Origin of the sequence: Rhizobium sp. Leaf321, from assembly GCF_001423215.1 — a bacterium.
Classification (GTDB): Bacteria; Pseudomonadota; Alphaproteobacteria; order Rhizobiales; family Rhizobiaceae; genus Neorhizobium; species Neorhizobium soli.
The window spans coordinates 223041-247775 of record NZ_LMOF01000005.1; the positions used below are offsets into that span (position 1 = coordinate 223041).

Annotated in this window: 20 protein-coding genes; 16 read left to right on the forward strand and 4 right to left on the reverse strand. The window is 59.9% G+C overall.

Annotated features, from left to right (window positions below; translation table 11 throughout):
• Nucleotides 1–407: 407 nt before the first annotated feature.
• Entirely contained in the window at nt 408–1148 is a 741-nt protein-coding gene (locus ASF70_RS04710) for a response regulator (protein ID WP_062577863.1), read from the reverse strand.
• Between the two features lie 39 nt (nt 1149–1187).
• Here ASF70_RS04710 and ASF70_RS04715 point away from each other — a divergent pair, with 39 nt between their 5' ends.
• From ASF70_RS04715 to ASF70_RS04725, 3 genes are all read left to right on the forward strand, one after another.
• Nucleotides 1188–2012: a helix-turn-helix domain-containing protein gene (locus ASF70_RS04715; protein WP_244473959.1), complete on the forward strand. Its 825-nt coding sequence runs from the start codon at nt 1188–1190 to the stop codon at nt 2010–2012.
• 21 nt (nt 2013–2033) lie between these two features.
• Nucleotides 2034–3950 (forward strand): PAS domain-containing sensor histidine kinase, encoded by a 1917-nt coding sequence (locus ASF70_RS04720; protein ID WP_062577865.1) that lies wholly within the window; start codon nt 2034–2036, stop codon nt 3948–3950.
• Nucleotides 3951–4389: 439 nt separating this feature from the next.
• On the forward strand, nt 4390–4890 hold the full coding sequence (locus ASF70_RS04725; RefSeq protein WP_062578392.1) for a cytochrome b/b6 domain-containing protein: 501 nt from the start codon (nt 4390–4392) through the stop codon (nt 4888–4890).
• A 65-nt stretch (nt 4891–4955) separates the two neighbouring features.
• Here ASF70_RS04725 and ASF70_RS04730 read toward each other — a convergent pair whose 3' ends face one another.
• Nucleotides 4956–6158 (reverse strand): Xaa-Pro peptidase family protein, encoded by a 1203-nt coding sequence (locus ASF70_RS04730; RefSeq protein ID WP_062577868.1) that lies wholly within the window; start codon nt 6156–6158, stop codon nt 4956–4958.
• Between the two features lie 215 nt (nt 6159–6373).
• Between ASF70_RS04730 and ASF70_RS04735 the strand changes: the two genes are divergently transcribed.
• Both ASF70_RS04735 and ASF70_RS04740 read left to right on the forward strand, forming a co-directional pair.
• Nucleotides 6374–7078 carry a GntR family transcriptional regulator gene (locus ASF70_RS04735; RefSeq protein WP_062578394.1) on the forward strand — a complete coding sequence of 235 codons (705 nt, stop codon included), beginning with the start codon at nt 6374–6376 and terminating at the stop codon, nt 7076–7078.
• 101 nt (nt 7079–7179) lie between these two features.
• The gene (locus ASF70_RS04740; protein ID WP_062578396.1) at nt 7180–8142 is read left to right on the forward strand and encodes a dihydrodipicolinate synthase family protein; all 963 of its coding nucleotides are present in this window, start codon (nt 7180–7182) and stop codon (nt 8140–8142) included.
• Nucleotides 8143–8286: 144 nt separating this feature from the next.
• Here the strand turns inward: ASF70_RS04740 and ASF70_RS04745 are convergent, their stop codons facing one another.
• On the reverse strand, nt 8287–9543 hold the full coding sequence (locus tag ASF70_RS04745; RefSeq protein ID WP_244473960.1) for an FAD-dependent oxidoreductase: 1257 nt from the start codon (nt 9541–9543) through the stop codon (nt 8287–8289).
• 144 nt (nt 9544–9687) lie between these two features.
• Between ASF70_RS04745 and ASF70_RS04750 the strand changes: the two genes are divergently transcribed.
• The 8 genes from ASF70_RS04750 (at nt 9688) to ASF70_RS04785 (ending at nt 17043) form a co-directional block, all read left to right on the forward strand.
• On the forward strand, nt 9688–10620 hold the full coding sequence (locus tag ASF70_RS04750; RefSeq protein WP_062577871.1) for a LysR substrate-binding domain-containing protein: 933 nt from the start codon (nt 9688–9690) through the stop codon (nt 10618–10620).
• On the forward strand, nt 10613–11521 hold the full coding sequence (locus ASF70_RS04755; protein WP_062577873.1) for an alpha/beta hydrolase: 909 nt from the start codon (nt 10613–10615) through the stop codon (nt 11519–11521). Before ASF70_RS04750 ends, ASF70_RS04755 begins: the two co-directional genes overlap by 8 nt.
• Nucleotides 11511–12464 carry a LysR family transcriptional regulator gene (locus tag ASF70_RS04760; protein WP_062459917.1) on the forward strand — a complete coding sequence of 318 codons (954 nt, stop codon included), beginning with the start codon at nt 11511–11513 and terminating at the stop codon, nt 12462–12464. Before ASF70_RS04755 ends, ASF70_RS04760 begins: the two co-directional genes overlap by 11 nt.
• A 122-nt stretch (nt 12465–12586) precedes the next feature.
• Nucleotides 12587–13609 carry an ABC transporter substrate-binding protein gene (locus ASF70_RS04765; protein WP_062577875.1) on the forward strand — a complete coding sequence of 341 codons (1023 nt, stop codon included), beginning with the start codon at nt 12587–12589 and terminating at the stop codon, nt 13607–13609.
• Nucleotides 13610–13652: 43 nt separating this feature from the next.
• Entirely contained in the window at nt 13653–14420 is a 768-nt protein-coding gene (locus ASF70_RS04770; RefSeq protein WP_062577877.1) for an ABC transporter ATP-binding protein, read from the forward strand.
• On the forward strand, nt 14413–15258 hold the full coding sequence (locus ASF70_RS04775; RefSeq protein ID WP_062577879.1) for an ABC transporter permease: 846 nt from the start codon (nt 14413–14415) through the stop codon (nt 15256–15258). The genes ASF70_RS04770 and ASF70_RS04775 overlap by 8 nt, the downstream gene beginning before the upstream one ends.
• 31 nt (nt 15259–15289) lie before the next feature.
• Nucleotides 15290–16321: an alcohol dehydrogenase catalytic domain-containing protein gene (locus ASF70_RS04780; RefSeq protein WP_062577881.1), complete on the forward strand. Its 1032-nt coding sequence runs from the start codon at nt 15290–15292 to the stop codon at nt 16319–16321.
• Nucleotides 16321–17043, forward strand: a complete 723-nt coding sequence (locus ASF70_RS04785) for a hypothetical protein (RefSeq protein ID WP_062577883.1) — start codon at nt 16321–16323, stop codon at nt 17041–17043. The genes ASF70_RS04780 and ASF70_RS04785 overlap by 1 nt, the downstream gene beginning before the upstream one ends.
• A gap of 143 nt (nt 17044–17186) precedes the next feature.
• Here the strand turns inward: ASF70_RS04785 and ASF70_RS04790 are convergent, their stop codons facing one another.
• Nucleotides 17187–17741, reverse strand: coding sequence for a Pycsar system effector family protein (locus tag ASF70_RS04790; RefSeq protein ID WP_062459905.1), 555 nt, complete (start codon nt 17739–17741; stop codon nt 17187–17189).
• Nucleotides 17742–17868: 127 nt separating this feature from the next.
• Here ASF70_RS04790 and ASF70_RS04795 point away from each other — a divergent pair, with 127 nt between their 5' ends.
• The 3 genes from ASF70_RS04795 to ASF70_RS04805 all read left to right on the forward strand — a co-directional run bounded on the left by ASF70_RS04795 (nt 17869) and on the right by ASF70_RS04805 (nt 24147).
• Nucleotides 17869–21513 (forward strand): FecR domain-containing protein, encoded by a 3645-nt coding sequence (locus ASF70_RS04795; RefSeq protein WP_244473961.1) that lies wholly within the window; start codon nt 17869–17871, stop codon nt 21511–21513.
• Nucleotides 21514–21606: 93 nt separating this feature from the next.
• Nucleotides 21607–23319 (forward strand): adenylate/guanylate cyclase domain-containing protein, encoded by a 1713-nt coding sequence (locus tag ASF70_RS04800; protein WP_280136584.1) that lies wholly within the window; start codon nt 21607–21609, stop codon nt 23317–23319.
• 204 nt (nt 23320–23523) lie between these two features.
• The gene (locus ASF70_RS04805; protein ID WP_062578398.1) at nt 23524–24147 is read left to right on the forward strand and encodes a pyridoxamine 5'-phosphate oxidase family protein; all 624 of its coding nucleotides are present in this window, start codon (nt 23524–23526) and stop codon (nt 24145–24147) included.
• Nucleotides 24148–24735: the final 588 nt, after the last annotated feature.

The following is a 24735-nucleotide window of genomic DNA, read 5'->3' on the forward strand; positions in this document are numbered from 1 at the left end:
TGCACTTCGAGCCTCGGACGTTGCTCGTGCTTACGCAATCGTTCGGCATCTCTTTCCGAACATTGATCTTGCCGAGTGGCAGGCAGCGACTTCCACAGAAGACCTCCGGAGAAATTGGCTTACTGTAATCGACCCGGCAGGGGTTGTCCGCGGGATTTCCCTGGTATTTGTCAGCCCGCAAAGTGGCTTGAGCAAACAGCTGGAAGTTCCTGTTCTCGCGTCCGTAAGTCTCCTCAATGAGCACAGCGTGGCAGGGCGCTTGTTGGAGTATGCGAAACGCCGCGCTGCAGAGGAAGGATGCAATCGCATCCACGTCTGGCCCGTCGCCAAAACGGACCACTGGCTTCTGGGCGACACCTCGACTTTCAAAGTACCGCGGGCCGGTTTAACGTATGACCTATCGCCCTCTAAGCAACCTTCGCCACGCTGACGCGTGCGGCGAACATGTAGCCGACGCCCCGGATGGAGCGAATTATTTGCGGCTGTTTGGGGTCGATCTCCACCTTGCGCCGGATCCGGACGATTTGAGCGTCGATTGCCCGATCATAGGCATCGAGATGGCGCCCTTTTGTTTCCTCTAGCAAGAAATCTCGCGACAGCACGCGTCCTGGATGGGCCACAAAGGCAGCAAGGAGGTCGTATTCGCCTGTTGTCAGATGGATACCTTCGCCATCCGCTGATGACAGCTCGCGTCGCGTAAGGTTCAGAGCCCAGCGGTCGAAATGGACGATCTTGTCGGTCTCTTCCTGCTCGGGAGGTTGCACGTTTCGCCGGCGAAGAATGGCTTTCAGCCTGGCGTGCAGCTCCCTGAGGTTAAACGGCTTCGCGAGATAGTCGTCGGCGCCCATCTCAAGCCCGATGATCCGGTCCACAACGTCATTTCGACCGGTCAGCATGATGATCGGGGTATCGGACGCCGCTCGCACCTCCCGAACAAGATCAAAACCATCGGCCCCTCCGGGCAAAGAGACGTCCAGCAGGATGAGATCGACCTGTGTGTGCGCAAGTTGCAGGCGCATCTCCTCACCGTCCTTGGCCTCGCTGGTTAAATAGCCCTCTTCGTCGAGATATCGCTTCAACATTTGAGTGATCCTCACATCATCATCGACGATGAGGATGTGAGCTGTCGCAGGATTTTGCCGCGCCATTATCCCCTCCTGTTACAATGTGTTACGCAATTCCATAGATTGTCACGGAAACAGCATCCGCCCGTCACGCCACGCGAGTCAACTGCGCGCATCGAGATTGGAGGCACGGTTATGCTCAGTACAACTCAGAATTATGAAAGTGGGACGACTGCTCTTCACGCAGTCCATCACCAAACCAGCCTTCACAGCCTGTTCTGCAAGCAGCCGTTTGAACATTTGACAGCGGGAAAAGCGCTTTTCTTTGAGAGCGACGATGCGGTCGATGTTTTCGAAATTCTCGAAGGTACGTTGAGAATTTTTCGGATCATCGCCGACGGACGGCGGGTGATTACCGGCTTCCTCTATCCAAACGATATCGTCGGCATCTCGCTTGGCGGGCGTTATCTCTACAGTGCCGAGGCGGTGACGTCTGTAACCCTGAGGCGATTGTCACGACGCCGGTTCGATGCAGCGGTGACCGAGAGTGATCACTTGCGCCCACAGCTCTTCGCTCTGGTCTCCGACGAGATGGCGGCAGCGCAGGATCAGATGGTACTCCTGTCGTCCAAGAACGCGGAGGAACGCCTTTGTTCCTTTCTGCTGGCGACACTCCGGCGCCAAGCGGCTTCCTCAGGCAACCGGACCACGCTGGAGCTTCCCATGGGGAGGCAGGACATAGCCGATTACCTTGGACTGACAATCGAAACAGTCTCGCGCACCATGACAAAGCTCATCGGCAAGGGTGCCATCCAAATCGACGGTGTGGCGGCTCGAAACGCGATAACGATCTGCCGTCCGGTTCTGCTTGCGCAGATGGCCGGAGATGAAGATGATCGTTCCCGCGAGCCCCGGTTAACGATCGTCCGCGGGGGACGGTCCCACTGAGCGTGCGATCATGGGAAAGCTATGTCATATAGAGGCAGTCGAGATGAGCTCGAACGACAGCTTTCTGCTGTTACAGGCTTGCTGGATGCGGCAAACATCATTGTTCACGGAACGGATGGTATCATCCGCAGCTGGACTGCAGGATGCGAAAACCTCTACGGATGGTCACGCATCGAGGCCGTTGGCCAAGAGGTTCACGAGCTTCTCGGCACGCAGTTCCCTGAATCTGTTGAAGAACAACGAAACCGGTTCTTGGCTGCGCAGTCTTGGAGCGGCGAAGTCATCCATCACCACAAGGATGGCCGTCCTCTCTTCATTGCGACCCACTGGGTTCTTCTGTCGCCGCTGGGCTCGGCCGAGCAGGTCGTGGTCCAGACAAACAACGATGTCACGGCGATGAAAGTGATGCAGGAAACCGTCGCCGAGCGCGAGGCCCACCAGCTTTCTATCCTGGATACCGTTCCTGACGGGATGGTCGTCATTGATGAAGCGGGCATCATTTCATCGTTCAGCGCGGCTGCGGAACGGCTGTTCGGATACAAGGCAGCAGAAGTCTGCGGACTGAATGTCAAGGTTTTGATGCCCGATCCCGACCGCGCGGCGCACGATAGCTACATTTCCAATTACCTGACGACCGGCGAACGGCGCATTATCGGATATGGCCGGGTTGTGACCGGACGACGCAAGGACGGCTCGACCTTTCCGATGGAGCTTTCGGTGGGCGAAGCAGCAACCCACAACAAGCGGATCTTTACGGGCTTCATCCGGGACCTGACGAGCCGACACAAGATCGAGGAAGAACTGCGCCAATCGCAGAAGATGGAGGCCATCGGCCAGCTGACCGGCGGTTTGGCTCATGATTTCAACAATCTCCTGACCGTGGTCAGCGGCAATCTGGAAATGATCGATAACAAGCTTGAGGATCCAAAGCTTCGAGTGCTCCTGCGTGAGGCGCAAAGCGCGGCAGATGACGGAGCCAAACTGACAAGCCAGCTTCTCGCATTCGGACGGCGTCAAAGCCTCAATCCGAGAACGGTGGACATAGGGCAACTCGTCGGCGGCTTTTCGGACCTGTTACGCAGAACCCTTGGAGAAGCCGTTGAGCTTCGCACGGTTATATCAGGCGCGGCCATCGAGGCTTCGGTCGACGGATCGCAGCTCCAGAATGCCATCCTGAATTTGGCGATAAATGCGCGCGACGCTATGCCAAAAGGCGGAAGGCTGACGATCGATATCTCCAGCGTCAAACTCGATGCTGACTACGCGAAAACCTATCCGTCGGTAAGGACTGGTGACTTTGTCTTGATCTCAGTAACGGACACGGGTTCGGGAATGACGGCCGAGGTTCGCGAGAAGGCTTTTGACCCGTTCTTCACAACGAAGGGCCTTGGTGCCGGGACAGGTCTGGGTTTGAGTATGGTCTACGGTTTTGCCAAGCAATCCGGTGGAAACATCCAGCTCTACAGCGAGCCCGGGCAGGGAACGAGCGTCCGGCTCTTTCTGCCTTCCGCCCGGTCAAAAGCTGACGAAGAGATCACGCATTTCGACACGGCCGAAACCGCTCCGCTGCCCCGAGGCTGGGAAAAGCTTTTGGTCGTCGAAGACGATCCGAGGGTGCGTCGAGTTGTGGTCGCACGGCTTGCAGACCTCGGCTACCAGATCATCGAAGCAGCAACTGGAATTGAGGCGCTCGAACTCCTCCAAAAGCACGATGACATCTCGCTCCTCTTTACCGACATCGTCATGCCAGGCGGCATGACAGGCAACGAGCTTGCGGATCAAGTGAGGATGGCAAAGCCGACGATAAAGGTTCTGTTCACGTCCGGATACGCCGAGCCAACCATCGCCGGTAAAGAACTGGCTCAGTCAGGACGATGGTTACGGAAACCACATACTGCTCGGGAGCTCGCGACCGTCTTACGCGAACTTTTGGATTGACTCCCCTGAACACGGCGTCTGTTTTTTTCTGCTTTCGCATACGCTTTGAATGATCGGTCTTTCACCCCGTATAACTCTATCCGTGACCGCAACGGCTGCCGCGGATGAACCTTTCCACGGCGACCGGCACGGTGTTCGGGCCGTCCGGAACGGACCGTCGTGGCGGCTGGGTCTCTCTACCTGATGCAGTCGCAAAACGCTTCGAGACCGCGTCATGGCAGCGGAGGCAGGCGTTGGGAAATGACCCTGACCGCCTTCAGTTCAATGTCAGCTTCGGCCTCTAGTCGATCATCCTGACAACCGAAGGAATGAAACGGTGCGTGTGAAGCTGAAGTCCCCGCACCAAGCGATCTCGATGATCAAACCCAATGCCCCGTCGACGCTCACCATCCGATCGCCCCATGCGACGTCTGAGACAACCACGATGGAAGGATCACCAATGACAACGTCTAGACCTCTATCATTCTCCGTATCTCAACGCGTCCTGCACTGGCTTACCGCTGCGCTCGTCACTTTCAACCTCGTCCTGCCCGATGGCATGAGCGACTGGAACCGGAGTATGGAGCGAGACGGGATGGCCTCTGCCGACCAAGTGGCAAGTGCCAATATTCACGCCTATGTGGGCATTTCTATTCTGGCTCTCGTCGTGCTTCGCCTGATCATCCGCTTCACCCGTGGCGTTCCGGCATCCCCGCCGCAGGAACCCCCGATTTTTCGGATGGCTGCCACAGCCGCGCATGCCGCGCTCTACATTCTGCTCGTCGCAATGCCGCTGACTGGCATGGCTGCATACTATCTTGGCTACGGCAGTGCAGGGGAACTGCATGCCGATGTCCTCAAAGTCGCCTTATGGGTGCTGATCTCCGGCCATGTGCTGGGCGCTCTTGTCCACCAGTTCTATTGGAAAACAAATGTTCTGCGCAGGATGACGACTGGCTAGAAGGCTGCGCCGGCCGACACAGGTGACGCCGGCCCCGGCTCACGCCCTCGGATAGACTCGCCTCGTCAATCAAACGGCCGCTCGAGAGAGGACGACGGCTGCGTGAAGAAGGCGGGGCCCTCTTCGGTCATGTAGATGATGTCTTCCAGGCGGACGCCGCATTCCCCGTAGAGTGCCAACATCGGTTCGTCGGAAAACACCATGCCTGGAGCAAGAGGTGTCTTGTTGCCGCGAACGATGTAGGGGTCTTCGTGCATGTCCATGCCGAGCCCGTGTCCGGTCCGGTGCGGCAGGCCGGGAACCTGATAGTCGGGACCGTAGCCGGCATCGGTCAGCACCTTGCGGGCGGCAAAATCAACCTCTTCGCAGGCGATCCCGATCTTTGCCGCGTCAAAGGCGGCGCGATGGGCTTTCTGTTCGAGCGACCAGATCTCGCGCTGCCGTTCCGTCGGCTCTCCGAAGACATAGGTGCGGGTGATATCAGAGCAGTAGCGGTGGATATGCGCGCCGAGATCGATCAGCACCATGTCGCCCGCCTTCAGCGTCTGCGCATAGGGAACGCCGTGCGGATAGGCGGTCGCTTCGCCGAACTGCGCGGCGGCAAAGATGTGTTTCATGCCGAGCTTGGCATGCGCAGCGGCAATGAAATCGGTGACTTCCGTTGTCTTCACGCCCTCGTAGAGACCTTCCCAGACGGCCTTGTGAACACGAAGGCTCGCGGTCATCGCGGCCTGGATGATCGCGATCTCGTTCGCCGACTTGATCTGCCGGCACTGGGCAATCAAGTCCTTGGCGCCGGTAACCGTCAGGCGGTCGCCGAGATGCGTGGTGATCGGGCTGGAAAATGCGAATGGCGTCGCCGAATCGAAGGCCAGAATGTTCCCGTCTGCGGCAAGGCTGCAGATCAGGTCAGCGACCAAACGGGCCGGATCCTCATGCTCCTCCCAGACCGCGATCTCGCCGGGGATCGTGATTAGCGTCTGGGTCTTCGGCTCCTCGAAGGCTGGGCTGATATAGATCGGAGCGCCGCGCGAAGGGATGATCGCACCATGCATGCGTTCGCTCGCCCCGAGCGTCATGGCGGTAAAATAGGTGAGGCTCGTCGATGTATCGAGATAGACCGCCTTGACGCCTCCGTCGCGCATCAGCCCCTGCAGCTTGGCTATGCGCGCGTTCAGTTCCTCCTTCGAGATCGGCGGAACCGCGGCAGCAATATTGTCAAAACCGGCAAGCGACTGTTCGAACGATATGTAGGCAGGGGCACTCATGCTGGGACTTTCCTGAAAGCGCTGTTCGGCGGGCGGGGCCTACGCGAGGGGTGAGATCTTTGAGCGTGCGCAGTTGGCGTAGCGGTAGCGTTGGGCGATGAATATGCTGCTGGCGACGGTCGTCAAGACTTTCGTTCGAATTGCCGGACGGGCTGACGACGAGGAGAGGATGCAGTAGTGCATGAATGACAGATAAAAACTTTGTGGGTGCCGGCATGGACGACAGCAATCAAAATCATGCGCTGGAGCGCAAGAGGGGGTCCGGCGCGAGGCAGGTCTATGACCTCTTGCGGGATGAAATCCTTGATCTTCGCCTCGCCCCCGGAAGTGCGATCGACGAAGTGCAACTGGCAACGCGGTTCGGCATGTCGCGCACGCCGATTCGTGAAGCTCTGGTGCGGCTTGCCGGAGAGGGGCTGATCGAGACCCTGCCGAACCGGTCGACCATGGTGTCGAACATCGACTTTCTCGGCATGCACGCCTATTTCGATGCGCTGGGTTTGATGTACCGGGTCACAACGCGGCTCGCCGCGCAGCACCACAAGGCAGGTGACCTCGACATCATTCGAGCTCATCAGGCAGAATTCAAAGCGGCTGTCGAAGCCCAGGACGCCTTGGCCATGATCGCAACCAATGCGGACTTTCACGCGGCGATCGCTGCGGCTGGCCGCAATGAATACTATGCGCGCTTCTTTGAGCGTCTGCTGGGCGAAGGGCGGAGAATGCTGCGTCTCTACTACCAATCCTATGATGATCGGCTGCCATCCCGCTTTGTGGACGAACACGAAGAAATCATCGCGGCGATCGAAGCGCGAGACGTCGAGGCCGCGGACAGGCTCGGCCGCGCTCACAGTGAGCAGATCGAAGCCCAGATCGAGCGGTTGCTCACCCGCCATGACAGGCTCGACATCCTCCTGTAGGTCCTTGTATTTTTCTTGTCGACAAGATTGAAGAAGACGCTATGCTGCTCGTCGATAGGGACAGGGGCGCGTTTCCGTGCGCCGAAACGAAGGAGCTTCCCGTGACTGCAAGCATATTTTCGGGCGTCGTTCCGGCGCTGATGACACCGTGCACCGCAAACCGCATGCCGGATTTTGACGCGCTGGTCCGTAAGGCACAGCAGTTGATCGAAACGGGCATGTCGGCAGTGGTCTATTGCGGATCCATGGGCGACTGGCCCCTGCTCACCGATGCGCAGCGCATGGAAGGCGTCTCGCGCCTGGTTGAGGCTGGCATCCCCGTGATTGTCGGCACTGGCGCGATCAACTCCGCATCTGCCGTCGCGCTTGCCGCACACGCCCAGAAGGTCGGCGCAAATGGTCTCATGGTCATCCCGCGTGTTCTGTCGCGCGGCTCCGTGATCGCCGCCCAGAAGGCGCATTTCAAGGCAATCCTGTCCGCGGCACCGAACCTGCCAGCGGTCATCTACAACAGCCCCTATTACGGCTTTGCCACGCGCGCCGATCTGTTTTTCGCGCTTCGCGCCGAGCACCCGAACCTCGTTGGTTTCAAGGAATTCGGCGGTCCGGCCGACATGCGCTATGCGGCCGAAACCATTACCAGCCGCGATGACGGCGTGTCTTTGATGATCGGCGTCGATACGGCCGTCTACCACGGCTACGTCAATTGCGGCGCAACCGGCGCCATTACAGGCATCGGCAACGTTCTTCCCAAGGAAGTGCTGCATCTGTGCAACCTCGCGAAAGCCGCGGCCACGGGTAACACAGATGCACGCTTGCGCGCCAAGGAACTGGAAGAAGCGCTCGGCGTGCTTTCCTCCTTCGATGAAGGCCCGGATCTGGTTCTCTATTTCAAGCACATGATGGTCCTGAAGGGTGACGCAGAATATGCGCTGAACTTCATCGAAACGGACGTGCTCAGCGACAGCCAGCGCGGCTATGTGGAAGCCCAGCTGACGCTATTCGACACCTGGTATGCCGACTGGTGCAAGCTCCCCGGCGCTGTACAGACCTGCAAGCCCTGATCTTTGCGCTCGCGGGTAAAGCGGTTCCTGTTTCCGCGACGATAAACGCCGTGGCCGTGTTGAACTCAACGCGGCCCCGGCACTGCGGTGATCAAATTTATTGTCGTCCCGCCGATTTCCGGCCGCCAGTGAACCTGCAGGATTTCAAATCAACGCGCCTTGGAGCGTAAGCGCTGCCCGCACGTCGTCGGCCGAAACTGTTGCGCTCGAGGCGCGCAATGCTGCGGCAACGCCGGCTGCATGCCCTGTTGCGAAAGCGGTTCCCATCACCCTCAGCGAACCATAGGCTGCCTGATCGGCCCCGGCGACGCGGCCCGCGAGGAAAAGATTGGAAGCTCCGGCAGCCTCGATCGATCCCATCGGGATGTCTGCAAATCCTTCTCCCCCAAGATCGACGAAACGTACTTTCCCAGGCGCCTCATGAACTTCCATCGGCCACGCTGCGCGGCCGATACCGTCTTCGCGCCGCTCGCCTTTTGCCAGGGCAGCGCCGGTCAGATCGTTGCGCGACCGTGGCCGGCGCGTTTCGCGGATGCCGATCTGCGGTCCGGTCGCCGCGATGAAGGCCGTTTCAAAGCCCGGTAGCTGCCGCAGCAACTGAAGGTTTCGCCACGCTTCTTGTCGTGCCTGGCGTTCCGCTGATCCAAGACTTGCGCCGCTCAAACCGTCCGTGTCGAGGTCGATCGTCATCCACCAGTAGTCGTTCGATGTCGAAAGCCGCAGCATAACGCCCCCGTCTGCACGGTGGATTTGCGTATCGCCGCTCTCGTTGTGCCTTGCAATCAGGTCTGCCATCCGCGCCCGGTCGAATGAAACCCCTGGCGCTACTCCGCCGATGCGAACCGGCATGGAGGCCGGCTGAACCTTGTCGCCTGCCATGCTGTTGACTGTCATTTCGAACCCGGCGAGCGATGCGAGCGCTGCCTCGCCACTGGCATCGACGAATGCGGCGGCAGTGATCTCGTAGCAACCGGCGTGGTCAGTCACGGTGATTGCGGTCAGGCCGTCCGAGCCGGTTGCGACGGCTGTCACGCGAGAGTGCAGCAACACGTCAATACCGGCAGCGTCGGTCATCTGGTCGAAGCCGAACTTGATTGCCTCCGGATCCAGCATGACGATCCAGTTGCCGCTGCTCGACCTGATCGGCGCGACCTCCTGGCCGAGCGTGCGGAGGGTGTGCAAGAGATCCGCACCTATTCCGCGCACGGCAAAGACCGGTTCGGGGCCTTTCTGGTAGAAGCCGCAATAGGCGAGAACCAGAGAATTTGCGGCTGCGCCGCCGAGAAATCCGTACCGCTCGACGAGCAGAACTCGTGCGCCCGATCGGGATGCGGCCACCGCCGCGCTCATGCCGGCTGCACCGCCTCCGACCACCACGACATCATATCGACCACCACGCATAATGCTCATCCTATGGTTCTCAATCGATGATGCTCACTGCGGTTGCGAGCATAAAGGCGACGATAGGCGGCCGCGGGTATTGACGCCAATACAGTTTCCGAACCAGGGTATAACCCGGATTTATAGGACGGAGACCCGTGGCGGATGCCGAACCCCAAGCTCAAGGAACGGCAGATCGAGATTTTTCGGACGATCATGGCGACGGGTTCGCTGACGGTTGCCGCAAGACATCTCGGCGTTTCGCAGCCCAGCCTGTCGACCGCGATCAAGCGTCTGGAGGACCAGCTCGGCATCGCGCTGTTTGCCCGCATCTCCGGCCGGCTGGTCCCGACGCAGGAGGCCGAACTCATTCTTGCCGAGGTCGAGCATGTTCATCAGCAGTCGGAAATACTGTCCGATGTCATCTACTCGATTGCCCGGGGCGACGCGTCCACCTTCCGCTTCGGCTCCACGCCAAGCCTTGGCGCCCGGCTGATCCCGAAGGCACTGAAGCGCTTGCAGCAGCAAGGCACCGCCGGCACTTTCTACAGCGATTCCTTGTCGCAGCGCGATGTGCGTGACTACCTCCTCTTTGGCCAAGGGGCCTGCGTCGCGACGATCGCGGAGGTTAACGATCCGGTTATCCAGACTGTCCCAATCGCCACCGCTGGCCTGGTCTGCGTGGTGCCTGCTGGCCATCCGCTGGCAGGTAGACGGTCCGTCAGGCCAGCGGATCTTTCGGACGAACAACTAATTTCGTTTGGCGCGACCACGACGCACGGTCTTCTGATCGATCAGACCTATCAGCGCTGGGGCGAGACGCGCAAAACGGCGGTCTACGTCCATTTTGTCGACGCCGCTCTCGCCTTCGTCGCCGAACGTATCGGCATCAGCGTTCTCGATGCCTTTTCGGCAATCGACTGCGATGTCCATGGGTTGGTGGCAATACCGATCGAAAACAGCGCCAGCGTTTCCGCCTATGTTCACGTCTGCGACCGTCGTCCAAGACAGAAAGGCGTCGACAGCCTGATAACCGCGCTCCGAGAAATCGCGGCAGCTGTGACAAACACGCAAGCAGGAGCAAAAATCGATGAGTAGACCGGCAAACGCCCTGTTCCCGGGGTTCAAGGACCGTCGCGTCCAGACGGCTGATGTCGATTTCGCCGTCCTCACCTCAGGCTCCGGCCCTGCCATCCTGCTGCTGCACGGCTATCCGGAAACCCGTTCGGCCTGGCACCGGATCGCGCCCGTGCTCGCTGCTTCCTATTCCGTGGTCGTGCCCGACCTGCCGGGTTACGGCGATAGCCGGGTCACCGGGACGCTCATGGATATGGGGTCCAAGCGCCGGATGGCGAAGAGCCTGCACGAGATGATGCGAGCCCTTGGGCACGACCGCTTCGTCGTCGTCGGCCACGATCGCGGCGGAAGGGTTGCCTATCGGCTCGCGCTCGATTTCGAGGAGGAGGTGCGCGCACTGGTTTCCGTCACCGTCGTGCCGACGCCGGAAATGTGGGAAGGGGCAGGCAAGGCTTTCGGGCTTGGCGCCTGGCACTGGTTCATGCTCGCGCAACCCGCACCGCTGCCTGAAACGCTGATGGCGGCCGATCCGCGTTTTCTTATCGACTTGACGCTCGCCAAGATGGCCGGCGACATCCGCCTGATCGATCCTGCGGCGCTGGAAGACTACCGGATGGCCTTCGACAGTGACGAGGTCCGTCATGCGATGTGCGAAGACTACAGGGCTGGCGCGTCGGTGGACGAGGCAGACGACCTTGCCGATCGCAACGCCGGTCGAAAGATACAGGCGCCGGTGCTGGTGCTCTCCGAACAAGGCCGGCTCTACGGTGGCGGACGCACGCCGCTCGACATCTGGGCTGACTGGGCGGTCTCGGTAGAAGGCGAGGGTCTTCCAGGCGGACATCTGCTGCCCGAAACGGCGGCTGACCAGATGATCGAGAGGTTGCTGGCCTTCCTTGGGAAAATCACCGATGCCCGCTGAGAACGACGACCACCAGCACAGGGTGCCGGCCACCACCGACGGATTGCTGAGCCTGCGCCAGATGGAGGTTTTCCATGCGGTAATGCAGGCGCGTTCGATCACCGGCGCCTCCAAGGTTCTCACCATATCGCAACCGGCGCTCAGCCGCACGATCCGCCGGATTGAGGACCTGCTTGGAATCGCGCTTTTCGCCCGTGATCGTAACGGGCTGGTGCCGACGTCCGAGGCGCTGGAAATATACGCGGAAATCGATCCGTTGATCCGCCAGCTGACCGGTGTTGGAACGCAGATCGGCCGTATCGCGCGCGGCGAAACCGCCGTGTTTCGGGTCGGCTCGACGGCCAGCGTGGCGCGGGCGCTGGTTCCGCAGGCGCTGCGGACGCTCTCCGTCGAAGTGCCGGGTATCGAGTTGTTCTTCGACGTGCTGCCGGTCGACCAGATCGAGGAATATCTGATTACCGGCCGCGGTGAAGCGGTGGTGACGATTGCTTCGCTGGACCATCCGCTGATCGAAAGGGAACATGTCGGGCGCGTCGATCTGGTGGCCGTCATTCCCAAGAGCCATAGCCTTGCGGCCCGTCCCGTCATCCATGCAGCGGATCTTGCCGACGTGGATTTCATCAGCTTTGCCGCCGGGGGTGCCCATCAGACAATCGTTGATCGTTTCCTCAGCCGCGAGAAGCTCAAGGTCAACACCCGTGCCGTTGCGCGCTTTTCCGACACTGCCTTGGCGCTGGCGAACGAAGCCATGGGTATCGTCCTTGTCGACTACGTCACGACCCTCGGCCCGGTTGGCAGCAATCTTGTCATCCGGCCGATCCACAACGCACCTCAGTTCTCGATATCCGTCCTGTGGAACCGTCGTCGCTCGCACTCTGCCAACCTGCGCAAACTGATCGAGATCATCGCCGCACGACTGTCAGCCCTGCCGCCGCTGCCCTGAGAGGCCGGGTAACATGCTCTGAAGGCATGGGAGGCATAATCATTGTTTGTTGTCTTCTGGTGCGGTGAGTGGCAATGAGGGGCACTGGCGTAACGCAACGCCGTCCTTGGAGGAGGATAATCATGAAGTTTCAAATGAATCGCCGTCAGGCACTCATCGGCATGGGTGCACTCGGCAGCGCTGCGGCTTTTGGTCTGCCTGCACGGGCTGCAACCCGTAACCTCGCCGTGCTTCACCTTGCCAGCCACGCACCGAGCTTCATTGCCTTCGAGCGCGGCTACTACAAGGACGCAGGGCTGGACATCGAACTGAAGTTCTTCGAGGCAGCGCAGCCAATGGCCGTGTCAATCGCTTCAGGTGATGCCGACTTCGGCGTTACCGCGATGAGCGGTGGCCTGATCAGCCTCGCGCAAAAGGACGCCATCAAGGTTATCGGCGGCGCGCTGACCGAACAGAAGGGCGTTACCGGCGCGATCATCCTGGCGTCGAACAAGGCTTATGAGGCCGGTCTCACCGACCCTTCGAAACTGTCCGGCAAGAGTTTCGGCATCACAACGGCCGGATCCTCCTTCCATTTCATGGCGCACAAGATTGCCACAGCCAACAACATCAAGCTGTCCGACATCCAGCTGCGTCCGCTGCAGAAGCTTGGCGCAATCGTCGGCGCCCTGACCACGGGCCAGATCGATGCCTGGGCCATTCAGCCGAATGTAGCCAAGAAGATGATCCGCGAAGGCGCTGCCAAGCAAATCGGCCTCGTGTCGGACTACGCACCGGATTACCAGGTGACGACCGCCTTTACCTCGACCAAAAACGCCGCCAACGAGCGCGACATGACAGCGTCTTTCGTCAAGGCCTATTCGCGGGCGATCGCCGACTACAACGCTGCTTTCGTCGACAACAAGGCAGGTGACGCCGAGCGCGACGCCCTGGCCAAGATCGTCCACAAATATGTGGAAAGCGACAGCCCATTCGAAACGGCCAAGCAGAACCTGACCGAAGGCGCCATGCGCGTCAACGAGGGCCTCGCATTGTCGCTTGGAAGCTGTGTCGAACAGCTCGAATGGTTCAAGTCCGAAGGCATGGTCAAGGACGCGATCACCAACGAACAGCTGTTCGATACGTCCTACGTCGAGACTATCTGACCGGTCGAACCCGCGGCAGCACTGCGGCCAGCCTGGAGTACCCATGGATCTGAAGCTCAACAACATCAGCCACTCCTATGGAGCCGTCGAGGTTTTGAAGGATATTTCGCTCGACATTCCGCAAGGGCAGATCATCTGCCTGATCGGACCGTCGGGCTGCGGCAAGTCGACCCTGCTTCGGTTCCTGGGTGGCCTAGAGCGGCCGACCTTTGGCAACGTGCTGCAGGTCGGCAATCCGCCGGCAGATTCGCTCAACCCGCTGACATACGTCTTCCAGCATTTCGCTCTGCTGCCTTGGCGCACGGTCGAGGGCAATATCCGGTTGGTCCTCGAGGACCATGGCCTGAGCGGGCGTCAGATGGACGAAATCGTGACGGATGTTCTCGATCGCACCCGCCTTTCCGAGTTCCGCAAAGCCCTTCCCAAGCAACTGTCGGGCGGCATGCGGCAGCGCGTGGCGATCAGCCGGGCTCTGGCGGTCCGTCCCGCAGTCATGCTGATGGACGAACCGCTATCAGCCCTCGACAGCCAGACCCGCGAACTGCTGATGGATGACCTGATCTCGCTCTGGACGCGCCAGCCGTTCACCTCGGTTTATGTAACCCACAATCTCAACGAAGCGGTCCGGCTCGGGCACCGCGTCGTCGTCTTGTCCCGCCGGCCAGGCCGGATCCGCGAGATCGTCGATATCGACATTCCACTGTCGGATCGGCATCTCGGCGATCCTGTACTGGAAGAAAAACAGAAGCAGCTCTGGGACCTGATGCGCGAAGAGGCCATGGCGGCCGACAAGGAGTTGGTCAATGTCTGACGTCACAACGTTTTCCAGCCCTGTAGAGACATCAAGCAAGGGTGAAACAGGAAAGATATCGACCGTATCGTTCCGCGGTGGCGGCTTTGCGCCGATCCCGGTGCAGGGCGTCGGCATTGCCGTCTTTGTCGTTCTGATCGCGCTCGCCGAAATCGGCACCCGTAGCGGGTTCATCTCGAACCTGACGCTGCCACGGCCCTCGGCGGTCCTCGATACCTTTGTCCAGCTTTGGCAGACGGGTCTGCTGTGGAAGCATCTTCTGCCTTCACTGCAGCGGCTTTTCGTCGGTGCGTTCATGGGCATCAGCGTCGGCATAGCGGTCGGCGTGCTGATCGGCCTTTTCAGTTATGTCCGCGCCGGACTGGTCCCGCTCGTCGCCGCGCTGTTCCCGATCCCCAAGATCGCGCTCCTGCCTCTGTTCGTCATCTGGTTCGGCATCGACGAAATGTCGAAATACGCACTGATCGCGTTCGGCACGTTCACGCCAACCGTGGTTGCCACCTATGGCGCCGTCGACAACGTCGATCGCTCGCTGATCCGCATGGGCCAGAGCTTCGGGCTGAATTGGTGGTCGATCGTCCGCAAGATCGTCCTGCCCGGGGCATTCCCGGCAATCCTCTCGGGTCTGCGCGTCTCGATTTCGATCGCGATCATTCTTCTCGTTGCCGCAGAGATGCTCGGTGCGCAATACGGCGTCGGCTCTTACATCCTTGAGGCCGGCTCGCTCTACGACCTGGAAAAGCTCTTTGCCGGCGTCACCATCCTCTCGGTCATGGGACTGCTCGTGAATTTTGTAATTGGGCAGGTCGAAAAGCGCTTTCTGAGCTGGCGCGGCTAAACACCTAAATATTATCGAAGGGAACGACACCATGCTGGCATTGCAAAAGGTCCGGCCCGCCAAAGGCGTGGAGTTTCGCGAGATCGGCGTGCCGGAAGCTCTTGCTCCGCGCGACGTTCTGGTCCGCGTCCATTCGGCGGGCATCTGCGGAACAGACCTGCACATCGCGGAGTGGACGCCGGGCTACGAGTCGATGGAGCGCGCCATGCCCGTCACCCTTGGCCACGAGTTTGCGGGCACGATCGAACGGGTAGGGGAGGCTTTGTCGGAAACGATTATCGGCACCCGCGTGACCGCAAGACCCTCTACCACCTGCGGCCGTTGCGATGCCTGCCTTCGCGGCGACGAAGACAATTGCACGGCGCGCAAAGGGATCGGCATCGGCCGCAACGGCGCATTCGCAGGGTTTGTTTGTGTGCCCTACGATAACTGCCACGTCCTTCCCGACAGTCTCGACATGGATGTCGCGGCTTTGACAGAACCGATGACTGTCTGCGCCGAGGCGGTCGCGACTGCGGAGGTCCAGCCGGGTCAAACAATTCTGGTGATCGGTCCGGGTTTCATCGGACAGGGCATCGCCATCATGGCACGGGCGATAGGTGCCAGGGTCGTAGTGATCGGCCGCGATGACGGGCCGCGGCTGGATTCCCTCCGCGCGGCGGGTTTCGAGCAACTGATCGATACGGCGAAGACAGACATGGCGGGCGCCCTGGCGGACCTTGCGCCGTTCGACGCGATCATCGAGGCGGCCGGCGTACCCGCGCTCGTCAGCGCCACGCTCCCGTATCTCAAGAAGCGAGGGATCTTCACCGTTGTCGGCATCCACCCTCGGCCAGCCGAAATTGACCTCACATCCGTCGTGCGCATGCATCAGCAGATCCGCGGCTCCTACCGGGCACCTGCTGCCGACTGGGACGGCGTCATTGCCTTTCTTGACGCCAATCAGCCGCTGATGCGACAGCTGATTTCGCACACGCTCCCACTGTCGGACGCGCTAACGGGTTTCCAGGCCGCGCAGGACCGTATCGCATCCAAGGTCGTCCTTCGCATGGGAGAGCCCTGATGAGCCCCGCCATTCTCGCGCTCTGGAACGATTATCCCGCCGCCATGGCGGAGGAATACGAAGCCTGGCACACATTCGAGCATGTCCCGGAGCGATTGACGGTCGCCGGCATGCGTGCCGCCAGCCGATACGTTTCGGCAGCCGGAAAAGAGAGCTATTTCACCCTCTACGAGCTTGAAAGTCTCGCGGTGATCGAGCAGCCGTCCTATCTCGATCTTGTGCGAAATCCGACGCCCTGGTCTCAGAAAATGCGGCAGCATTTTTCGAGCGTGCTGCGGATCCCAGGCGAGATCGCTGTGAAAGCTGGAAGCGGTATCGGAGGCGCAACACTCGTGCAGGCCTATTCTGTCGAAAGCGGAAAGGCCCATGCATCAATACCGACGATGGAAGAAATTCTTCGCCAGCTGATGACCCAAACCCGCATAACGGGCTTCCAGGTCGCACTCGCCGAGCCCAACCAGGTGTACGAGGTTTTCGAGCAGGATGAAGCGACCGACCCTGATACGGTCAATGTTGTCATCATCGCCGAAGGAACCTCTGTCGAAGCTCTATCGGTCACGCAGGCCGCATTGACGCGGCAGATCGAGCACCGTCTCAAACCCCGCAAAAGGCTGCGCAGCGACCTGTTCAAGCTGCTGATCAGCTACCGCGGCGAGGACTTTCCCTCGCATCGGTCCGAGATCGATACAAACACGATGTGGCATAGCGGCGATCACACCTGATCCAAATCGACGTCAGAAACGGAAGGGATCGACCTCTTTCGAAAGGCCGATTCCGCGGTCGCTTGGTGGGTGCCGCAGCCTTGCCGATGTGACGATGAACAGGACCGGGGTTGAGTATTGCTCATCGCCTCAAGATGGCGTGATTAGCGGATGTTCTGCGTCGCCAGCAGGAGAATGACATAGGCGAGGACGGTCAGGACCAGTCCGCGGAAGGCGAACGACACGCACTTGTACTTACGGCGCGAGATCAGCGACAGGATGTCGGCGTTATCGAGATATTCGTTGAACAGGTAAGAGACATCGCGGTTCGCCGCAGCGAGCTCGAACAGCGGGCGATGATGCGGCCAGGTGCCCCAGAAGAGAGACGTCGAGCGGGGGATGTTGCGGGGGAGGACAACCAGGATTGCGCAAATGATTGAAAAGACTGACGCGCAGGCCAGTATCGCGCGAAGCAATGCCTCCGGAATGTCTGCCTTTGCATAGAGCGCCCAATCGAACACACTTCGCCCTTCCGCAGAAGAGATCAAGAAAGCCAGCATGAACGTGAAGATATAGGCGGCCTTTTGGTCGGCTATCTTGATCTGATCATAGAAGACGTCGTTGATCTTCCGGATGTGGTTTATGTACTCCTCCGTCACCTCACCGCTCGCCATGGTCAGGTCAAGCATCTCCGTAGGTGCGCTATCAAAGTCACTCACGTGAAAATTCTCCGCTTACAAAGTATCCTCTCTAATAAGACTCTGGCGGCTATTCAATAGTCTTGCTAGGGCGACTACGACACTTAGTTGCTTAAGAGTGGAGCGGCGGGGGATGCCGGATTGTAGAGTGAAACTTTTTAAGGCAGCAACAGTGCTGTCGATGACGACGGCTGTTCTGTTATCGGCTGCACTTGAGCCTGCGGGTGCGGAGCCCGTTCCGCGCTCAGGTACTGCAGCTGGGGCCGTCATCGCACGCAAGACCGGCGAGGAAGTCCGCTTTATTGACGTGTCCGACTGGCAGTCCGTCGATCTCAAACAGGACCTGATGAGCGGCGATATCCTGCGCACGAACGAGGTCGGCCAGCTCGCCATCGTTTTCTCGGACCGTACCCAGGTCAGGCTCGGCCGCAACACCTCGATGGTCGTGAAGCAGATCACCAGCGAGACGAGTTCCGACACGGTGTTGCAGCTTCAGTCAGGAACGATCTGGGCCCGGGCCGAGCGCGGAGGGCCCGGCGTACAGGTCCAGACGGCCGCAGCGGCTGCCGCTATTCGAGGGACCGACTGGACCATGACGGTCAGCGGCAACGACACGTCGCTGACGGTCCTCGACGGGGTCGTGCAACTCGCCAATCCACAAGGCATGGTCGACGTGCGTGCGGGCGAGGCGGCAGCAGCCACCTTGGGTCAGGCGCCTCGCAAGGTGGTTATCGTCGAGTCCGATGACCGCGAACAAATGCTGTTCTACCTTCCGCCGCGAGAAGCGTTCGAGCGTATGCCGCCAGCAGCGGTCCCATTTGCAGACATGCGCCGAAATGCGGATCGGATTCTGGCGATTCCACCTGAGAAGCGTTCGACCGCCGACCTGGTCGATCTGGCGGAAGCGCAGTTGTCGCTTGAAGGCCCGGCAAAGACAATGGAGATGCTTGGTGCGCTGGAGCGCACGCAGTTATCATCAACCCAACGGGACCGGCTGATCCTGATCAAGGCCATCATCGCAGCCAACCAAGCACGATACGGCGAAGCGGCGGCCCTTTTCGTGCAGGTCTCTCACCGCCTCGATCCGCGCAGGAGAGCGATCGCGCTTTGGGGTGGCTATTACGCACGGTCGCTGGCAGATCCAAGCCGTGTCGAGCCGCCGCCACCGAGCAATGGGGGACCGGAAGCCGCATTTCTGCGGGCCTATGCGGTCGGTTTCCTGAAGGACCTGAACGCGTCGATCGAGGCTCTTCGCGAAGCGGAGCGACAGTACCCTTCCGACCCCTCGCTTCCGGCCTATCGCGGCTGGATCGCACTGTTGTTGAATGACCGCAAGCAGGCGGAGGAGGCGATAAACCGCTCACTGTCTCTCGATCCGCATGAGCCCACTGCGCTGGAGGCGCGATCTCATTTCAAGGCAGGGTTCCAGGGCGATAACGACGGAGCGCTGGCAGATCTCTACGAGGTTCTGAAGGTAACGCCTGGAAGCAGCACCACCTGGAATGCGATCGCCGACATCCACTCGACCAGAGGTGCCAATCGAGAGGCAGAGGCAGCGCTTCGAAAGGCGATCGAGTTGGATCCGATCGATCCTATATCGCACTCGAATCTGGCGATCTTCTATCTGGACACAAACCGGGTGAAGGAGGCGAAGCGCGAGATCGATCTCGCCATGGCTGCGGATCCGGCGCTGGATCAGGTTCTGATTGCGAGAGGTCGCTACTATCTCCAGACAGGCGAGCCCGACAAGGCGGTCGAAGACCTGCTCGCAGGCACTGTTTCCAATCCGGCGGATGCCCAGGGGCAAATTGTTCTTGGCGCGGCCTACTACCAGAAAGGGGACCGTGTCGCTGCAGAACAGGCGATCGACAATGCCGATAGACTGGATAACAACGATCCCGTCATCTCGGCGGTTCGGGCCTCGGTGGCCATTTCGGAGTATGATGCGCCGGGTGCGATCCAACATGCGCGAGACTACGTCCTGCGTGCGCGAGCGCGCGGTGGAGAGTACACGTCGCTGGGCGCAAACCAGCAGGCGGGTTCGATTCTCAACAGTGCGTTCCGCTTTCAAGGCCTGAACGCCTGGGGCGAATTCTACAGCGATGCCGTCTTCGATCCATTTTCCGGTGCTGCCTATATCGATGAAAGCATCCGTGGCAGCGTCAACCCTTTCGCGAACAGCTACCTCTATGGTGAGGATGTCATCAACAATGCCCCGAACGGGCAATTCTTTTCATCAACGCTTCAGGGGCTCCTGCTGGAGCCGACACTGATCTCGTCTCCCAGTCGCGGGTTTGACATTCTCACCCGGCCGTTCTTCGAAGTATCTGTCGGAGGTGGCTTCACTGCGGCGGGCGGAGGCACCGGCGGGACGGGCGAGGCAGAGATTCAGGGCTATACGAACATCCCGAACCCGACGAGCTACTATGCCAATTTCGAATGGCAGAAGTCACTCGACGCCCGCGATGCCGGCTTGATCACGGATATCGGGACAGAGCTGGAGGTGCTCGGCGGCAATGTCTTCCTGACCACCAGTCCGACCTATTACGACCGCATCGTTCTCTATTACAACGACGCCAAGAGCACCTTCGACCAAGAGGTGACAAGCTCTGGAGCCTTCCCCCTTGTGAGGAATGAGATCGTCGGGAGAAGCCGCAACGGCGGCTTAGGCTGGAGCCACACATTCGCCTACGAGAATGTCATGAACGCGGCCATTCTGTACAGCGGGACAAGGCGCAATGACACCCGGTACAGCGAGATCGACTTTGGACCTCCGTTCCCGACCCTTCCATTCGCGCGGGAAAGCGATGAGTTTGAAGAAAATGCTTATATTGCCGCAGCCAGCCATACGTTCAATGCGGGTGATCTGACTTGGCGCTATGGTGTTGAAGGAGGCTGGATCTCCGAATCCCAGTCACAGACGTTAGAAGACCTTCTTAACGGGGGTGCTAGGACCGTCAGCAGCTCGGATTGCACGAGCGTCGCAAGCGTTTATGTCGATCTGCTCCACGAGATCCAGTCAAACTTGAAGGCTGAGTACGCCGTATTCGGTAACTACCTCAGCAACGACGCATCTGACGGTGTTCGCCTAGAGCCGCGTCTCGGCCTTGCCTGGTCACCGGTCGAGGGACAGTGGCTCCGCGCTGCCGTGATGCGCAGCAGCACGGATCTGTCGACGCCGACGCTGTCGCCGGTCTCTGTCGTCGGCCTGCAGCCGAATGCTTTCGATGTTGCACCCGAAGGACGTGCCGATACGGTCGCACTTCGGTGGGATGCCGAGTGGACAGACCGGTTCTTCACGGCTGCGGAGTTCCAGCACCAGGACGTGCGCGACATGCAGATCGCAGTTCCACTGACAGCCGTTCCCTTCACCACCAGCGAGGGACGCATCGATAGGGCGAGTCTGACAGGCAATCTTCTCTTAGGGCACGGCTTCGGTCTCTCGTCCACGATCGCCTACGCGGATTCGGAAGAAAAAGGCGGCAGCCTGCCCGCCGGCTCATCCTTGCCGTTCATCCCGGAATGGGCAGGCCAGCTGGCGCTCACCTATGTCAATCCGGCCAATGTCCAGGTTTCGCTGGCCGCCAACTACATTGGCGAGCGGATAGGCAGTGCCGGGACTGGCCTTGGTGACTACTGGACCCTCGACAGCAAGCTGACCTGGGAGCCTCTCGACAAGCGGATGGCGCTGGAACTGGAGGCTTTCAATCTGCTCGACGAAGAGTTCGAAGTCGACGCCGGCGTTCCCGCCTGGGGAAGATCCTTCAAGGGTACGTTGAAGGTTCGTTTCTAGATGTCAGGTAGTCGGTCGAATGCCCGCGGCGGGCCCATGCTCCGGTCTCGGCAGCTAAAGCTCACGGCGCTGTCACTGATAATCTACGTCGCATTGACGTTGATCGCTCAGCTTCCAGCTTGGTCGCTGCTCGACAACCGTGCGTTCGACTATCTCTCGACCCTCAACCCTTTGCCGCTTGCCTCGGACAGCCCGATCGTCGTTGCGATCGACGAACCCTCTCTCGCCGAAATCCAGAGCCAGTGGCCGTGGCCACGAGGCCTGCATGCCAGACTGATCACGGCGTTGCGCGCGGCCGGTGCCAGGACGATCGGTATGGACATCATCTTCGCGGAGCCGTCCAATCCGGAAGACGACGCCGCCCTTGCCGCAGCGCTTGGACCAGACGTCGTGCTCGCCGGTGACGAAACGCTTGTGACGTCCGCGCAGGCGGATCAGTTCGTGCGGGTGCTGCCGCTGCAAATGTTCAGTGACGCCTATGCCTTGACGGGCATTGCCTCGATTACGCTTGATCGCGACGGCGTTCTGCGTCGTCTGCCACCCTATGACGATGGCTTCGCCGCCACGGTTGCGACTGCTGCAGGTTTCGAAATTCCTGTGGGAGTGCCGAACAAACTGCTTCAGGTTTACGGGCCAGCCCGCACATACCCGACAGTTTCCTATTACCAGGCGCTCGAGCCGGAGCGGTTCCTGCCCGAAGGGTTTTTCAAGGATAGGATCGTTCTGGTCGGTCTAAGCCTTCAAACCGCAGCGACGGTGGAGAAGGGCGGAGCGGACGCTTATGCAACACCCTACACCGTCCACACCGGTCACCTGACGGCCGGCGCTGAAATCCAGGCGACGATCGTCGACAACATCAGACTGGGATCTTCCGTTACAGAAGCTGACCAGGCACTGCGTCAACTTCTGCTGTTTGGTGCGGTCGTCATCGGGGCGCTGCTGGTCCGCAAGGATACGGGTTGGAAAACCGTGTTGTACAACAGTGTCGCGCTTGTCGTGATGCTAGGTGGAGCATACGCCGCGTTGCGGTTCGGGAGGGAGTTTGTGTCTCCGGTCTCGCCCGCATTGGCGATGCTCAGCCTGAGCGCTGCGCAGGCGGGGCTCGATTACGCGAAGGAGCGGGCGGGCCGTCGCCAGATCACGCAAGCGTTCGCTCAGTACCTATCGCCTGACCTTGTTTCTCAATTGGCCAGCGATCCGACCCGTTTGAAGCTTGGCGGCGAGAAGAAGAAGCTGAGCGTCCTTTTCTGCGATGTCCGCGGGTTCACCACAATCGCCGAACAGCTGAAGGATGACCCTCAACACCTCACCGAGCTGATAAACCGGCTGTTGACGCCGCTTTCGGATATCGTGCTCTCCCATGGGGGAACGATCGACAAATATATCGGCGACTGCCTGATGGCATTCTGGAATGCGCCGCTCGACGATCCCCACCATGCCGATCACGCGGTTTCAGCCGCGCTCTCAATGCTCGCTTCAATGGAGAGCCTGAACGCCGAGCTCGCGCGTGAGGCGGAGATCGCCGGTCGAACGCATCACGAGCTGCGTATCGGCATCGGCATCAACACGGGTGATTGCGTCGTGGGCAACATGGGTTCGACCCGGCGCTTTGACTATTCCGCGCTCGGCGATGCCGTCAATCTGGCAGCACGTCTCGAGGGGGAATCCAAGAACCTCGGCGTCTCCCTATTGATCGGGGCAGGGACGGCGGCCAGCCTGGCCGACACGAGCGGTGTGAGGGAGCTCGGCCGCATCCTCGTCAAAGGCAAGAGCGAGGAAGTCTCGGTTTTCACTGTTGTGCGGTAGGAGATCGGACAGCAACAATTTGACGGGAGAAAGCGTGCATCGATAGAGACGAACCGAAGAGTGTGATCCCGATCAACTGCGGCCGGAATGTCCACCGGCCGGAAGAATGAGCATTCCAATCTTTGATTTGGTCGAGCTATAGTCCGATCCGCGGCGCCGCACCGTCCGGTCACCATGCGGGCCCGCCTGAATATGGGGGTTCACGTGCCGTATCATTTCCTGGAAGTCGCCGTGACGCCGAGCGTCAGAGCCGCACAGGTGGATATGGGTGCGGATCAAATATGGTTGGGCAACCACGACCGCCCCTCAGATACATTCACGCAAAACGAAATCGCCTTCATCGCCTCGCGCGACAGCTTCTACATGGCATCGGTGTCTGAAACCGGGTGGCCATACGTTCAACACCGTGGAGGGAGAGCTGGTTTTTTGAAGGTCGTCGATCATCGAACCATGGCATTTGCCGATTATCGAGGTAACCGCCAGTACATCAGTGCAGGAAATTTCGCAGCCAACGACCGGGCCTGCCTGTTCCTTATGGACTACGTCCGACGAGCCCGGCTCAAAATCTACGCGCATGTCGAGCGGCTAACGCTCGATGCCGATCAAGCTCTTACAGATCTGGTCTCCGATCCCACCTACAAAGGCAGGCCTGAGCGGTTATTCAAGCTTCGGCTCGAGGCTTACGACTGGAACTGCCCACAACACATCATCCCGCGCTATACCGAGCAGCAGGTCGAGGAAGCGGTAGTACCCCTTCGTCAAAGACTGCACCAGCTGGAAGCCGAAAACGCGACACTGCGCGCCCGCTTGGAAGGCAAAGCCTTGTGATCGACGCTCGAACGATCGTCTAAGACTTACGCACGAGATTGCGTGGTCGGTCGCCGGGCAGCGTTGCCTCAGCCGCTGGTCTCAACGTCCGTCGCCGGATGATGGTATAGCAGGCGATCCCAGCTGTACGTGGCTCGCCCGTTCGCTGATGTGACGATCAAGGGACGCGATCATCTCTTGGGGGCTGTCGCAGCCAGCGCCATATGCCCTCAACAGATAGGCAACCGCTTCCTCCCCCAACACGCTGGTCGGCTCAACGGTGTTAACGGCGCACCAGTCGAGGTGCGCGTCTCTGATCAAGTTGAGTTGCGTAACGTCAAATACACCCGCCACCATCGTCGTCTCCATTATCGATCTATTCGCAGTTACCATGAGACCGTTGCGACGATAACGCATGGACGCGGTTCTTGTTGCCGGCGACGAAGCCTGTTTCTCGTGACAATGCCTCGTCCAGAAGACATGGAGAACCTCTATGACGTAGGCCCCGCGCTGAAGGATGGGCATCGCCCGCAGACTTGAACACGGCTGCTCGGCATCACATCTATTGCCGGTAAAGCCCGCTCCATCTTGAAAATCTCATCAAACTGG

What these genes read in the sequence shown, in the direction of transcription:
- ASF70_RS04710 (WP_062577863.1), bottom strand. Translation starts at nt 1,148, where the DNA reads ATGGCGCGGCAAAATCCTGCGACAGCTCACATCCTCATCGTCGATGAT.
- ASF70_RS04720 (WP_062577865.1), top strand. Translation starts at nt 2,034, where the DNA reads ATGTCATATAGAGGCAGTCGAGATGAGCTCGAACGACAGCTTTCTGCT.
- ASF70_RS04725 (WP_062578392.1), top strand. Translation starts at nt 4,390, where the DNA reads ATGACAACGTCTAGACCTCTATCATTCTCCGTATCTCAACGCGTCCTG.
- ASF70_RS04730 (WP_062577868.1), bottom strand. Translation starts at nt 6,158, where the DNA reads ATGAGTGCCCCTGCCTACATATCGTTCGAACAGTCGCTTGCCGGTTTT.
- ASF70_RS04735 (WP_062578394.1), top strand. Translation starts at nt 6,374, where the DNA reads ATGGACGACAGCAATCAAAATCATGCGCTGGAGCGCAAGAGGGGGTCC.
- ASF70_RS04745 (WP_244473960.1), bottom strand. Translation starts at nt 9,543, where the DNA reads ATGCGTGGTGGTCGATATGATGTCGTGGTGGTCGGAGGCGGTGCAGCC.
- ASF70_RS04750 (WP_062577871.1), top strand. Translation starts at nt 9,688, where the DNA reads ATGCCGAACCCCAAGCTCAAGGAACGGCAGATCGAGATTTTTCGGACG.
- ASF70_RS04755 (WP_062577873.1), top strand. Translation starts at nt 10,613, where the DNA reads ATGAGTAGACCGGCAAACGCCCTGTTCCCGGGGTTCAAGGACCGTCGC.
- ASF70_RS04760 (WP_062459917.1), top strand. Translation starts at nt 11,511, where the DNA reads ATGCCCGCTGAGAACGACGACCACCAGCACAGGGTGCCGGCCACCACC.
- ASF70_RS04765 (WP_062577875.1), top strand. Translation starts at nt 12,587, where the DNA reads ATGAAGTTTCAAATGAATCGCCGTCAGGCACTCATCGGCATGGGTGCA.
- ASF70_RS04770 (WP_062577877.1), top strand. Translation starts at nt 13,653, where the DNA reads ATGGATCTGAAGCTCAACAACATCAGCCACTCCTATGGAGCCGTCGAG.
- ASF70_RS04775 (WP_062577879.1), top strand. Translation starts at nt 14,413, where the DNA reads ATGTCTGACGTCACAACGTTTTCCAGCCCTGTAGAGACATCAAGCAAG.
- ASF70_RS04780 (WP_062577881.1), top strand. Translation starts at nt 15,290, where the DNA reads ATGCTGGCATTGCAAAAGGTCCGGCCCGCCAAAGGCGTGGAGTTTCGC.
- ASF70_RS04785 (WP_062577883.1), top strand. Translation starts at nt 16,321, where the DNA reads ATGAGCCCCGCCATTCTCGCGCTCTGGAACGATTATCCCGCCGCCATG.